The sequence below is a fragment of the Amycolatopsis sp. EV170708-02-1 genome (genome assembly GCF_022479115.1).
Classification (GTDB): domain Bacteria; phylum Actinomycetota; class Actinomycetes; order Mycobacteriales; family Pseudonocardiaceae; genus Amycolatopsis.
The window spans coordinates 9,506,549-9,518,792 of record NZ_CP092497.1; the positions used below are offsets into that span (position 1 = coordinate 9,506,549).

Here is a 12,244-nt window from a genome sequence, read left to right on the forward strand (position 1 = left end):
TTCAAGCGTAGCTCATGTGCCCTCATGAGCGCATATGAAAGCTCATGAGCGTTCAGCGCGCCGAATCCCGATTTCGGTAGCTTCGCCTTCATGAGCGTCCGGACCAGACTCGACGACCTCTACGCACGCCGGCTCCGCGCCCGCCTCCTCCAAGGTCCGTTGCCGCGCCACGTCGGCGTGATCATCGACGGCAACCGCCGCTGGGCCCGCGCGATGGGCTTCGAGGACGTCCGCGAGGGGCATCGTCACGGAGCTCAGCACATCGCACGGTTGATGTCGTGGTGCGAAGGCCTCGGCATCGGGCACGTGACGGTGTACCTCGCTTCGGTCGACAACCTGACGAAGCGCGCTTCGCCGGAGATGGCCTTCTTGATGCAGGTGATCGAGGACGTCGTCCGCGAGCGGCTCACCGCCCCGGGCGCGAACTGGCGCGTCGCGCCGGTGGGACGTCTCGACATGCTGCCGTCGTCGACGGCCGAAGTGCTGAAACAGGCCGAAGAGGACACTCGGGACGCGACGGGGCCTGAGCTGACCCTCGCGATCGGGTACGGAAGCCGCGAGGAGATCGTCGACGCCGTCCGCGATCTCGTGCTCGAAGGGGCGGCGGACGGCAAGTCCCTCGTGGAGATCGCGGAGTCCGTCTCCGTCGACGCGCTCGCCGCGCATCTGTACACGGTCGGCAGTCCCGATCCCGACCTGATCATCCGGACCAGCGGCGAGGTCCGGCTGTCCGGATTCCTGCTTTGGCAGGCCAAGGATTCCCGGCTGTACTTCTGCGACGTCAACTGGCCGGGCTTCCGGTACGTGGACCTCCTGAGAGCACTCCGGGTGTGGGCCAGATCGCGATGATCTTGCAGGTCGCGACCACATCGTCATCACGATTGAGTAGTGCTACGGATCCCCCGGAGCGCCTCAGGCCGCATGCTGATCGCCATGACCACCGATGGGGATGTGCTCCTCAGGCTCGCCGGGGAGATCGACGACCTTGGGGCCCGCCTCGCGCGGGTCGGCACCGAGCTGCGGACCGTCCAGTCCGCGGCGGAACCGAAGCCCGAAGAAGCGCCTGAACAGGAAGAGCAGCAGGCGGAGCAGGCCGCGGCACCGCAGGCCGAGCAGCCCTCGGGCCCGCAGCCGCAGGCCGGACAGCCGCAGCAGCCCCAGGTGCCGAACCAGGCCCAGCCGCAGCAGCCCCAGGTGCCCCAGCAGCAATACCAGCAGCCCTACCCGCACCCCCACTACCAGCAGCACGCCCAGTACCAGCGCTACCAGCAGGCCCAGTACGCGCAGTGGCACCAACAGCAGCAGTACCGCCAGCAGCCGCAGCAGCCCTACCGCCCGTATCAGCCCGCGCCGAAGGTGTCGCTCGCCGAGAGGCTGGGCAAGGAGGGCGCCGGCAGCAGGCTCCTGGCCTGGATCGGCGGCGCGGTCACGTTGCTCGGCATCGTGTTGTTCCTCGTGCTCGCGATCCAGCGTGGCTGGTTCGGCCCGATGCCGCGGGTGATCGGCGGCGCCGTGCTCGGCGCGGTGCTGGTCGGGATCGGCCTGAGGCTGCACCGCACGCCGGCGGGCCGCACGGGTGCGTTCGCGCTCGCCGCGACCGGGATCGGCGCGTTGTACCTCGACGCCATCGCCGCGACGACGATGTACGAGTACCTCCCGGCCTACGCCGGTCTCGCGATCGGGCTCCTGATCGCGGTCGGCGGGTTGCTGCTGGCCGTGCGCTGGAAGTCGTCGCTGCTCGCGACTGCCGTCGTGCTCGGCTGCGTGATCTGCGCGCCCATCATCACGCAGGGGTTCACCCCGCAGCTGGTCGCGTTCCTGCTCGTGGTCCAGGTCGCTTCGACGCCGGTGCAGCTGCGCCAGTCGTGGCCGTCGGTCGCGGTCGCGGCCGGGATCCCGCCGCTGATCGCGTCGGTCTGCAGCACCTCGTTCACCGGCGTCGGCGGCAGCGCGGCCAACACCGCCGCCGCGCTGGCCGCGGGCGGGGTCGGGCTCGTCCTCGCCTTGATCGTCACCCTCAAGCGGAGCGGGGACGCCGCCGCGCTCGCCCTGCTGGCCGTCGCCCCCGCGCCGTCGCTGCTCGCCGCGCTGTTCCTGCCGAAGACCCCTGCCGTGCTCGTCACCGCCTCGGTCGCGCTGGTGCTGCTCGCGGTGTGGGCGGCCGGGCAGTGGCTCGACGGCTGGACGGGTGAGCTCGCGGGCGCCGCCGGGCTCGTCGCGGCCCTGCAGACGACGATGACGCTGTTCGACGGCAGTGCCCGTTCGGGGATCCTCATCGGCGAAGCGGTTCTGCTGGCGCTGGTCGCGCTGTGGACGAAGAAGCACGTGGCGCTCTTCGGCGGGATGGGCTTCGCCGTCATCGGCGGCATGATCGCGCTGGTCATCGACGTCCCGCCGACGCTGTTCTTCCTGATCCGTAACCGTCCGGACGCCGACCTCGCCGCCGCGTTCCTGGTGGCCCTCGCGATCCTGGCCGCCTCGATCACGCTTCCGTGGGTCTCGCACCGGCTCGGGCTGTTCAAGGCCGCGGCGGAGAACGTGGCGCCGTGGATCCTCGCCGGGCTCTGCGGGCTCTACGGCGCGGGCGCGCTGGTGCTGTGCGGCGCGCTGCTGGTGGTTCCCGGCCGGTCGGGTTTCCTGCTCGGCCACGTGGTGATCACGGTGTCGTGGACGGTCGCGGCGCTGGTGCTGCTCATCCGCGGCATCTCGGCGGTCAACCTGCGGGTGATCGGGTTCGTGCTGGTCGGCGCCGCGGTGCTGAAGCTGGTCCTGTTCGACCTCTCCGCGCTCGACGGCCTGGCCAGGGTCGCCGCCTTCCTCATCGCCGGTCTGGTGCTGCTCGGCGCGGGGACGCGCTACGCGAAACTCGTCGCGTCTCGCTGACCGGAACGAGGAAGAAAAGCCGCGGGGCCGTGGTTGGTCGGTGCATGACCTACCAACCCGACCCGCGGCTCGCCGAGCGGGCGAAGGAGAACGTCGCCTGGCTGACCACGATCAGCCCGAAGGGACGCCCTTCGCCCCGCCCGGTGTGGTTCGTGCTCGACGGTGACGACTTCATCGTCTTCAGCCAGCCGGACACGGCGAAGACCCGGCACATCGAAGCCAACTCCGAGGTCAGCCTCCACTTCAACAGCGACGAGCACGGGGGCTCGATCCTGGTGATCGGCGGCAAGGCCGAGATCCTGCCGGACGGTCTCGCGTCGGAGCAGCCGGGTTTCCTCGCCAAGTACGAGAAGCACTACCCGGCGATCGACTACGACGTCCCGAAATTCGACCGGGAGTACAGCGTCCGGATCAGGATCCGGCCCGAACGTACGTGGGGCTTCTAGAAACCGACGGTCACGCAGGCCAGCCGGGCCCCCGCGGTCCCGGCGTGGCCCGGGTCGGTGTGCGTATGCGTTTCGTGGATCACGATCGAGTTCGCGCGCCGGTCGGTGAACGTCCAGTCCACTTTGGACACGGCGACGCCGCGGCCGGTGGCGTCGGTGGTGAGGTCGAGCCAGATCTCGTTGCGGGGGTTGGCGTAGGCCGGGTCCACCGACGGCTTCACCGGGTCTTCGACGTTCTGGTAGTGCGGGCCGGCCAGATCACCGGTGGCGCCGCACGGCTTGGTGTGCGCGTGGGCGCCGTATTCGCGGTTGGGCAGCAGGCCGGTCACGAGGACCGCGGTCGAGGTGCCGAAGGCCTTGGAGGTCAACCCGAAGACGTGCGCGCGGGCACCGGGCGGCGCCAGATCGGGTTTGTAGATGGTGAGACCGCTCTTGGCGGTGATCACGTGGACCCGGGAGCCGGGGACGGCGGTGGCCGGTCCGGCGCCGGCGGTCAGGGCCAGTGCGGCCGCGGACAGGACGAGGGCGAGTGCGGGGACGGGGCGCATGCCCCTTGCCTAGTCCGCACGAATCGGACACGCCAGGGTGGTCACTCGGTCGGGCGATCATTCTCAAACTATGGGCAGGATACGTGAGTAGCAACCCTCCGGATCGCACTTGGCTGGTCGCGGTCGCCGCCGCTCTTTGGGGCACCGACGGGCTTTTGAGGCTCCCGCTCGCCGAGGCGCTCCCGGCGGCCACGGTCGTCTTCTGGGAGCACCTGCTGGTGGTGCTCGTGCTGAGTCCCTTCATTCCCGGCGCTTTCCGCGCGCTGCGCCGCACCGGGCCACGGGAATGGCTGGCCGTGCTCGCCATCGGCGGCGGATCCTCCGCGCTCGCGACGGCGATGTTCACCGCGGCCTTCAAACTGGGCGACCCGGTGACGCCGCTGGTGCTGCAGAAGCTCCAGCCGGTGTTCGCCGTGCTCGCCGCGTATTTCGTCCTTCGTGAGCGGGTCCGCCCCGGGTACGCCTTCTTCGCCGTCCCGGCGCTGCTCGGCGCCTGGCTGCTGGCGTTCAAGGATCCGCTGAACATCCAGGTCGCCGCGGCGAAGGCGGCGCTGCTGGCGATCGGCGCGGCCGCGTTGTGGGCGGCGGGCACGGTGCTCGGGCGGATGCTCTCCACCGAACTGGCGCCGAAGGAGGTCACCACCCTGCGCTTCACCGTCGGGCTCCCGGTCGCGGCGGGCATCGTGGCGTACCAGGGCGGCCGGTTCGCGGTCGGCTGGGACAACGCGCTCGGGCTCGGCCTGCTCGCCCTGGTCCCTGGCCTGCTGGCGCTGAGCCTGTACTACCTGGGCCTGCGGTCGACCCCCGCCGCGAGGGCGACGCTGGCCGAGCTCGCGTTCCCCGTCACCGCGGCCGTGATCGGCGTATTGTGCTTGAACGCCGATTTGTCGGGTACTCAGTGGCTGGGCCTCGCCGTGGTGGTCGTGTCAGTGACGTCGCTCGGCTGGCACGAAAAGGTCAGGCGTCAACCGATGGTCTTGGAGCCGCCACATGGTCGAGCACACCGGCGAGACGAAGAACGAGCGCCTGACCCGCAACGTCAGTGAGCTCCTGCAGGAGCTGCGGGTCGCGCAGGCCGGTGTCCAGATCCTCTTCGGTTTCCTGCTCACGGTGGTGTTCACCGACGAGTTCCACAACGCGAGCGGATTCGAGAAATCCGTCCACCTGACGGCGGTCCTGCTCACGGTCTGCTCGACCGTGCTGCTGACGGCGCCCGCCGCGTGGCACCGGCTGCTGTTCCGCACCGGGAACCGTGAGCGGATCCTCACCGTCGGCAATCGTTCCGTCCTGGTCGGCCTCGGCTGCCTGGCGGCCGCCATCACCACCACCGTCGCGCTCATCGCCAAGGTCGTCTTCGGCCCGATCGCGATGACGATCTTCGGCGTGGTGTCGGGGGTGCTGTTCGTCGTCATGTGGTTCGTCGTGCCGAAGAAGATCGACCGCAACGGCGACTGATCACCGGCCGGTGCGCACCGGGGTGCTTTCGGGCAGGCCGAACGCGGCGGCCGACACCGACTTCGGGTCGTCCGGGCTCGCGCCGTCGAGCACCCGGCGGGCGCCGACCCACGAGAACATCTCCTTGACCGAACGCGAGTAGCCGGCGCCGTCTTCGGCGAACTTCCGGTCGAGCACGCGGAACCCGCCGGGAGTGCGTTCGACGCGGTAGACCATCGGCTGACGGCGGAATCCGCCGAGCGTGACGAGCCCGTCGCCGTCCCTCGTGACCTCGTCGCAGCTGGCGACCAGGCCGATCTTGACCTGGTCACCGTCCGGCCGGGTCTCGATCACCTTCTGCGTGCACACCCAGCGGACGCCCGCGTCGCGGGAGCCGGCGAGCGCGCGCAGATGCTCGTCGATCGGCGGCAGCGCCTCCCTGGCGACGGCGTCGTCCACCGTCGGCATCTCGTCCACGATCCACCAGCCTGCCGCGGCCACCACCACACCGACCCCGGCGAGCACGGGCCAGCGTTTGACGTTCCCCATGGGACGAAGCTACCGAGCGGGGCAAGTGTTCACCCGCGGTTCGGGACGCGTTGCCTCCGCGACCGTAGGTTGCGGCCGTGAACGACTCATCCAGACGGACCTTCCTGCGCGGCGCGGGCCTGCTCGGCGCCGGTGCGGCGGTCTCCGCGTTACCCGCGATAGGCGCCCCCGCGGCCTCGGCGACGTTCGGCCGCGGCCCGGACACCGAAGACGGCCGCTTCACCCTCGCGGTCCTGCCCGACACCCAGTACCTCTTCGACGCCGACCGCGGCGACCCCGCGCCGTTGGACGCCACGCTGCGGTATGTCACCGGCGGGGAGGAGAACATCGTCTTCCTGGCGCATCTCGGCGACCTCACCGAGAACGGGCAGCCGGGCGAGTTCGACCAGATCAGCCGCTCCTTCCAGCATCTCGACCGGCGCCGGTTCCCGTACAGCACCCTCGCCGGCAACCACGACATCAAGTCCTCGACCGACGACCAGCGCGGCCGCACGCCGTACCTCGACGCCTTCGGGCCGCAGCGGCAGCGCGGTTCGCGGACCTTCCGCGGCGCGAGCCCGGACGGCTACAACAGCCACCACGTCTTCCGCGCGGGCGGCCGGGAGTGGCTGCTGCTCGCGCTCGACTGGCGGCCGTCGGCGGGCGGGCTGGAGTGGGCGCGGTCGGTGCTGGCGCGGAATCCGCGGCTTCCGGCCATTCTGACCATCCATGAATTGGTATGGGCCGACGAGGCCGGGCAGGCCCAGTTCTCGGAGTTCGGGCAGAAGGTCTGGGACGAACTGGTCGCCGGGAACGACCAGATCTTCCTGACGCTCAACGGGCACTACTGGCCGCCCGGACGCATGGTGAAGCAGAACAAAGCGGGCCACGACGTCCATCTGCACATCACCAACTACCAGGACCGGTACTACGGCGGCAGCGCGATGATCCGGCTCTACCGGTTCGACCTCGCGCGCAACGTGATCGACGTCCGCACGGTCTCGCCGTGGCTGGCGGACCAGGCTCCACGGCTGAACGAGCTGCAGCGGCAGGAGATCGAACGCACCGGCCCGGCGGACTACTTCAGCCTGGAGATCGACTTCGAGTCGAGGTTCGCCGGTTTCGCGCCGGTCCCGGTGCCGCCCGCGCGGCCCGCCGAACGCCAGCTGATCCGCGGGACCGTGGCGTACTGGCGGTTCGAGGGCCGGGACGGCGCGCCCGTCGACCGTGTCCGTGACCTTTCCGGCCGGGGCAACGACCTGGTCCGGGTGACCCTGTCCGGTAGCGCGCCCGAGGCGTTGCGGTTCTCGAGCGAGTTCTCCACGCGGCAGCCGTCGAGGTCGAGCCTCCGGTTCGACGGTGGCAAGAAACCGGCTCGCGGCGGGTATCTGCGCACGGCGGACTCCGCGCCGATGAACGCGGAGACGTTCGACCGCGGCTACACCGTCGAGGCGTTCGTGAAACTGCCCGAGGATTTCAAGGACGGCAAGCATGCCTGGGCCGCGATCTTCGGCAGGCAGGGCTCGGGCGGCAAGGCGGGCAAGACCGGCGACGATCCCGGCGAGCCGTCAGCCACACTGTCCCTTTCGGACGGTGCCGCTTTCCAGTGGGCGGTTTTCCCGGTGAACCAGAACGGGATCTCCACCTGCTGGGGACACGAACTGGCGTTGCAGGAATGGATCCACGTCGCCGCGGTCAACGACGGCAGGCGGACGACGCTCTACGTCGACGGCTGCCCGGTGCTGCGGAATCCGAAGACGCCTGCCGCGGGGATCGCGAATCCCGGCGGCTCGTGGCTGATCGGTGCCTACGCCTACGACTCGATCGTCGAGCAGGCGTTCCACGGCTGGCTCGGCGACGTCCGGGTGGTGGGCAGGGCGCTGGACCCCCGCGAGTTCATGCTCGGTTGAGTGCGGTGCGGATCGTGCGCGGTAATGGTGGATATCCGTCCCCATTATCGCGCACGGTCGTTTCCGGGGAATTCCGGGGGTCTCTTGACAAGCGGTGGACAATAAAAAATCGGCGCCCGTATCAGATTCACTGATCAGTACGCCGAATGTGTTGTCAGTCTAACCGCTGTGAGGGGAACTTGTCAAATCAGGGGTACGACGAGGAATTGCGATCCGAGCGGCGATATGTGGCGTCGCTCTACGGGCGGCTGGACACCGAGCGCGTGCGCGTGAGCGAGGCTTATGCCGGTGCGCTGCGCGGAGAAGGCTTCGCGCTGTCCGACCGCGAGGTGTCCGTCGGGGCGAAGGCGCGCGAGATGGCCAGGCTGAAGATCGCCGACGAGGGTCTTTGTTTCGGCCGTTTGGACGCCCTTTCGGGAGAACGGTCGTACGTCGGCCGGATCGGTCTTTTCGACGAAGAGAACGACTACGAACCCTTGCTGCTGGATTGGCGGGCGCCGGCTTCGCGCGCGTTTTACTGCGCGACGGGCGCGTCGCCGGAAGGAATGGCCCGGCGACGCCAATTCCGCACCCTCGGGCGCGAGGTCCTCGACTTCACCGACGAGGTCTTCGGCCGTCCGGACCCGGCGGGTGAACGGGGTGACGTCGCGCTGCTGGCCGCGGTCAACGCGCCACGCGGCGAGGGGATGCGGGACATCGTCGCGACGATCCAAGCCGAGCAGGACGAGATCATCCGGCTGGACCACGCGGGGGTCGTCGTCGTGGAGGGCGGCCCCGGCACCGGGAAGACGGCGGTGGCGCTGCACCGCGTGGCGTACCTGCTGTACACGAAACGGGAACGCATGGAACGCCGCGGCGTGCTCGTGGTCGGGCCCAGCAGCGGCTTCCTCGACCACATCGGCCGGGTCCTGCCGTCGCTCGGCGAGACCAGCGCCGTCTTCGCGACCCCGGGTGACCTCGTCGCCGGTCTGCGCACCGAACGGGAGGATCCGCCGCCGGTCCAGCGGATCAAGGGTTCGCTGGCGATCCTCCACGTGCTCGCGGCGGCGGTGGCGGATCGCCAGGAGCTGCCGGCCGAACCGGAGCCGATCGAGCTCGACGACGTCACCGTGCCGTTGGACGCCGAAGTCGCGGCCGCCGCGCGCGAGGTCGCGAGGGAAAGCGGCCTGCTGCACAACGAGGCCAAGGCCGTCTTCGAGCGCACGGTGATCGCCACGCTCGCCGTGCGCGCGGTCGACCGGCTCGGCGCGGGCTGGCTGCCGCCGGACGACGAGCACACCCGCCCGGAGATGCTCGAGAACGCCCGCCGGGACCTGGAAGCCAGCGAAGAGCTCGGCGTGGTGCTCGATCGGCTCTGGCCGTCGCTGACGCCGCAGCGGCTGCTCGCCGACCTGTACGCCTCGCCGGAGCGCTTGCGGGCGGCCGGGGCGGATTCGGCGCTGTTCCGAGAGGAAGCGGACGCGTGGACGGTGTCCGACGTGCCGCTGCTGGACGAAGCCGTCGAACTGCTCGGCCGGGATCGCACCGCCGAGCGCCGGGCGGAGGAGCGGCGACGGCTGGCACGCAAGGAATACGCCGAGCGGGTGCTGGAAATCGTCGAGGTCGAAGACGACCACGACGATTACGAGTTCGCGCTCCGGCCGACGGACGTGCTGATGGCGGAGGAACTGGCGGACCGGTTCGCCGAACGCGACGAGCGGGATCTGGCCGAACGCGCCGCCGCCGACCGGGAATGGACCTATGGGCACGTCGTCGTCGACGAGGCACAGGAACTGTCCGAAATGGACTGGCGGGTGCTGATGCGGCGCTGCCCCAGCCGGTCGTTCACCGTCGTCGGGGATCTCGCGCAACGCCGGTCGCCGTCCGGCGCGCGCTCGTGGGACGAGATGCTCTCGCGGTACGTCGCGGATCGGTGGGTGTACCGGAAACTGACGGTCAACTACCGGACGCCGTCGGAGATCATGGCGGTGGCGGCGTCACTGCTGGCGAGTTTCGCACCGGACGTCGTGCCGCCGGAATCGGTGCGTTCGTGCGGGGTTCGGCCGTGGGCGCGTCGACTGTCCGAAATGGACATCGAGGGTGCCGTCGCCGAGTTCGTCCGCGAAGAGGCGGGACGCGAGGGGACGTCGGTCGTCATCGGGCCGCCGGGAGTGCCCGGCGCGATCGCGCCGTCCGCGACCAAGGGGCTGGAATACGACGCCGTCCTGGTGGTCGATCCGGAGCGGATCCTCGCGGAAGGCCCGAGCGGCGAGGCGGAACTGTACGTCGCGCTGACGCGGGCGACGCAGCGGCTCGGGGTCTTGTATCGCGGGGTGCTGCCGAAAGTCCTCCGCGGTCTTGATTCCGGGCGGCGGACTCCCGACGCTTACCTGCACTGCGTCTAGCGGGTGCCAACGTGTCGTGAGTGGCGAGGACGGTTCTAACCGTCCTTGCCACTCACGACCCAACAGCGCCTATCTGGTCAGGTTGCCCCAGGCGTATGTCTGTTTTGCGAGTTTCAGGTAGACCAAGGTCTCCGTGCTGACGACACCCGGGATGGGCCGGATGTCGTCGTTCAGCACACTCAAGAGGTGTTCGTCGTCCCGGCAGGCGACCTCGGCGAGCAGGTCGTAGCCTCCCGCGGTCAGTACGACGTAGTGGACGTCCGGCATTCCGGAGAGCTGGTCGGAGACCGCCCGCGGATCGCCTTGGACCTTGATCCCGACCATCGCCTGACGGCCGAGCCCGACGTTCGCCGGATCCGTGACCGCGACGATCTGCATCGTCTCGTCCCGCAGCAGCCGCTGGACGCGCTGCCGCACGGCGCCCTCCGACAACCCGACGGCCTTGGCCAAGGCCGTGAACGAGGCCCGCCCGTCGACTTGCAGTAGAGCGATCAGAGTGCGATCGGTATTGTCCAAACCTCTAGGTGTGCGCTGCTCCATCTGCGCGCGTGGTTCGTCACCCATGCCGTCCCTCCCTTTGTTTCGGCATGCGATTCTTGTCGCGCAGCGTATCGATAAGTGTCCAGAATGCTACCGCCGTTAAGTTGTTTGTCGTGATTCTCTTTCTCGGCGCCTTCGCGCGAAGGATTCTGTCGTTCGATAGGGCGAGTGACGAGGTTTTCGGATGACGCGTCAGCCGAGGTCGCGTTTCAGCAGGTCCTCCTCGGTTTCGCGGCGGACGAGCAGCGTCGCGGTGCCGCGGGAGACGCCGACCACCGGCGGCCTGCCGACGAGGTTGTAATTCGACGCGAGCGAGTGGTGGTATGCCCCGGTGCACGGGACGGCGAGCAGATCCCCGGGGTGGACGTCGTCGGGGAGCGAGAGCCCGTCGGCGAGGACGTCGCCGGATTCGCAGTGCCGCCCGACCACCGTCATCGGCCGCCGGGCGGCGCGGCTGCGCCTGCCGACCAGGCGCGCGGTGTACGCCGCCCCGTAGAGCGCCGGGCGCGCGTTGTCGCTCATCCCGCCGTCGACGGCGACGAAAGTGCGCGAGCCGCGTTTCACCGCGCAGACCCGGTACACGGTGATCCCCGCCGGGCCGACGATCGCGCGGCCCGGTTCGATCGTCAGCTTCGGCTGGGGGAAGCCGTGCGAGGAGCATTCGTAAGCGAGCGCGACCCGCAGACGGCGCACATAGCCGTCGATGTCGAAACCCGTGTCGCCGGGCAGATAGCGCACGGCGTGCCCGCCGCCGAGGTCCAGTTCCCGCAGGGTGACGCCGTGGCTCTCACGCAGTGCGACGAGCACGCCGATCATCTTGCGGGCGGCCAGTTCGTAGAAATCCACCCGCGACACCTGCGAACCGATGTGGCAATGCAGCCCGGCCAGGCGGAGCCCGGGCTGCGCGAGCACGGCGGACACGGCCCGCCCGAGGTTGTCGCGCACCCCCTCACGCAGCGAGAAGCCGAACTTCTGTCCTTCGGTGCCGGTGGTGATCGCCGCGTGCGTGCCCGCCGCGACGTCGGGGGTCACGCGGATCAGCACCTGCTGCGCGCCGGTGGCCAGCGCGCCGAGCTGCTCGATCTCGTCGAGCGAGTCCACCACGATGCGGCGGACGCCGTAGGACAAGGCGGCTTTGAGGTCTTCGGGGGTCTTCGCGTTGCCGTGCAGCAGGATCCGCTCGGCGGGGAAGCCGATCGACCGCGCCACCGCGATCTCGCCCGCCGAGCAGGTGTCGAGGGAAAGCCCTTCTTCGGCGACCCAGCGCAGGACCGCGCGGGTGCACAGCGCCTTGCTCGCGTACGCCACCTCGGCGTCGGGCAGTGCCTTCCGGTACGCGCGGGCGTTCTGCCGGACCTCGTCCTCGTCGAGCAGGTACGCCGGTGTCCCGAACCTCGCGGCGAGGTGGGACACCGGCGCGCCCGCGAACAGCAGTTCCCCGCCCGGCCCGAGCCGGGTGCTCCGTGGCCAGACCCCGGGTTCGAGGTGGTCGGCGGCCTCGCAGCCGAGGCTGGGCAGGAGCTCGCTGAGCGTCACGGTTACCTCCGCGTCGATCGGGTCAGTGCCTCCTC

11 protein-coding genes are annotated in these 12,244 nt (G+C 69.7%); 7 read left to right on the top strand and 4 right to left on the bottom strand.

Going from position 1 to position 12,244, the window contains the following annotated elements; translation table 11 throughout:
• The first annotated feature begins 90 nt into the window (after positions 1–90).
• From uppS to MJQ72_RS43790, 3 genes are all read left to right on the top strand, one after another.
• On the top strand, positions 91–849 hold the full coding sequence (gene uppS / locus MJQ72_RS43780; protein ID WP_240596772.1) for a polyprenyl diphosphate synthase: 759 nt from the start codon (positions 91–93) through the stop codon (positions 847–849).
• 72 nt (positions 850–921) lie between these two features.
• Positions 922–2,883 (top strand): DUF2339 domain-containing protein, encoded by a 1,962-nt coding sequence (locus MJQ72_RS43785; protein ID WP_240596774.1) that lies wholly within the window; start codon positions 922–924, stop codon positions 2,881–2,883.
• 44 nt (positions 2,884–2,927) lie between these two features.
• Positions 2,928–3,329, top strand: a complete 402-nt coding sequence (locus tag MJQ72_RS43790; protein WP_038521298.1) for a TIGR03667 family PPOX class F420-dependent oxidoreductase — start codon at positions 2,928–2,930, stop codon at positions 3,327–3,329.
• Here MJQ72_RS43790 and MJQ72_RS43795 read toward each other — a convergent pair.
• Positions 3,326–3,877, bottom strand: a complete 552-nt coding sequence (locus MJQ72_RS43795) for a superoxide dismutase family protein (protein ID WP_240596776.1) — start codon at positions 3,875–3,877, stop codon at positions 3,326–3,328. The genes MJQ72_RS43790 and MJQ72_RS43795 overlap by 4 nt on opposite strands.
• A gap of 83 nt (positions 3,878–3,960) precedes the next feature.
• Between MJQ72_RS43795 and MJQ72_RS43800 the strand changes: the two genes are divergently transcribed.
• Both MJQ72_RS43800 and MJQ72_RS43805 read left to right on the top strand, forming a co-directional pair.
• Positions 3,961–4,923: a DMT family transporter gene (locus tag MJQ72_RS43800; protein WP_240596778.1), complete on the top strand. Its 963-nt coding sequence runs from the start codon at positions 3,961–3,963 to the stop codon at positions 4,921–4,923.
• Positions 4,868–5,332: a DUF6328 family protein gene (locus MJQ72_RS43805; RefSeq protein ID WP_240596780.1), complete on the top strand. Its 465-nt coding sequence runs from the start codon at positions 4,868–4,870 to the stop codon at positions 5,330–5,332. The genes MJQ72_RS43800 and MJQ72_RS43805 overlap by 56 nt, the downstream gene beginning before the upstream one ends.
• Here the strand turns inward: MJQ72_RS43805 and MJQ72_RS43810 are convergent, their stop codons facing one another.
• On the bottom strand, positions 5,333–5,860 hold the full coding sequence (locus MJQ72_RS43810) for a hypothetical protein (protein ID WP_240596782.1): 528 nt from the start codon (positions 5,858–5,860) through the stop codon (positions 5,333–5,335).
• Positions 5,861–5,937: 77 nt separating this feature from the next.
• Here MJQ72_RS43810 and MJQ72_RS43815 point away from each other — a divergent pair, with 77 nt between their 5' ends.
• Complete coding sequence (locus MJQ72_RS43815; protein WP_240596784.1) at positions 5,938–7,749, top strand: LamG-like jellyroll fold domain-containing protein; 1,812 nt, start codon at positions 5,938–5,940, stop codon at positions 7,747–7,749.
• Positions 7,750–7,928: 179 nt separating this feature from the next.
• Positions 7,929–10,133, top strand: a complete 2,205-nt coding sequence (helR, locus tag MJQ72_RS43820; protein ID WP_315860811.1) for an RNA polymerase recycling motor ATPase HelR — start codon at positions 7,929–7,931, stop codon at positions 10,131–10,133.
• Between the two features lie 69 nt (positions 10,134–10,202).
• Here helR and MJQ72_RS43825 read toward each other — a convergent pair whose 3' ends face one another.
• The gene (locus tag MJQ72_RS43825; RefSeq protein ID WP_037334827.1) at positions 10,203–10,697 is read right to left on the bottom strand and encodes an Lrp/AsnC family transcriptional regulator; all 495 of its coding nucleotides are present in this window, start codon (positions 10,695–10,697) and stop codon (positions 10,203–10,205) included.
• A 168-nt stretch (positions 10,698–10,865) separates the two neighbouring features.
• Entirely contained in the window at positions 10,866–12,209 is a 1,344-nt protein-coding gene (lysA, locus tag MJQ72_RS43830; RefSeq protein ID WP_240596786.1) for a diaminopimelate decarboxylase, read from the bottom strand.
• Between the last annotated feature and the right edge of the window lie 35 nt (positions 12,210–12,244).

Coding starts and splice junctions, on each gene's coding strand:
- uppS (WP_240596772.1), top strand. CDS start 91: ATGAGCGTCCGGACCAGACTCGACGACCTCTACGCACGCCGGCTCCGC.
- MJQ72_RS43785 (WP_240596774.1), top strand. CDS start 922: ATGCTGATCGCCATGACCACCGATGGGGATGTGCTCCTCAGGCTCGCC.
- MJQ72_RS43790 (WP_038521298.1), top strand. CDS start 2,928: ATGACCTACCAACCCGACCCGCGGCTCGCCGAGCGGGCGAAGGAGAAC.
- MJQ72_RS43795 (WP_240596776.1), bottom strand. CDS start 3,877: ATGCGCCCCGTCCCCGCACTCGCCCTCGTCCTGTCCGCGGCCGCACTG.
- MJQ72_RS43805 (WP_240596780.1), top strand. CDS start 4,868: ATGGTCGAGCACACCGGCGAGACGAAGAACGAGCGCCTGACCCGCAAC.
- MJQ72_RS43810 (WP_240596782.1), bottom strand. CDS start 5,860: ATGGGGAACGTCAAACGCTGGCCCGTGCTCGCCGGGGTCGGTGTGGTG.
- MJQ72_RS43825 (WP_037334827.1), bottom strand. CDS start 10,697: ATGGGTGACGAACCACGCGCGCAGATGGAGCAGCGCACACCTAGAGGT.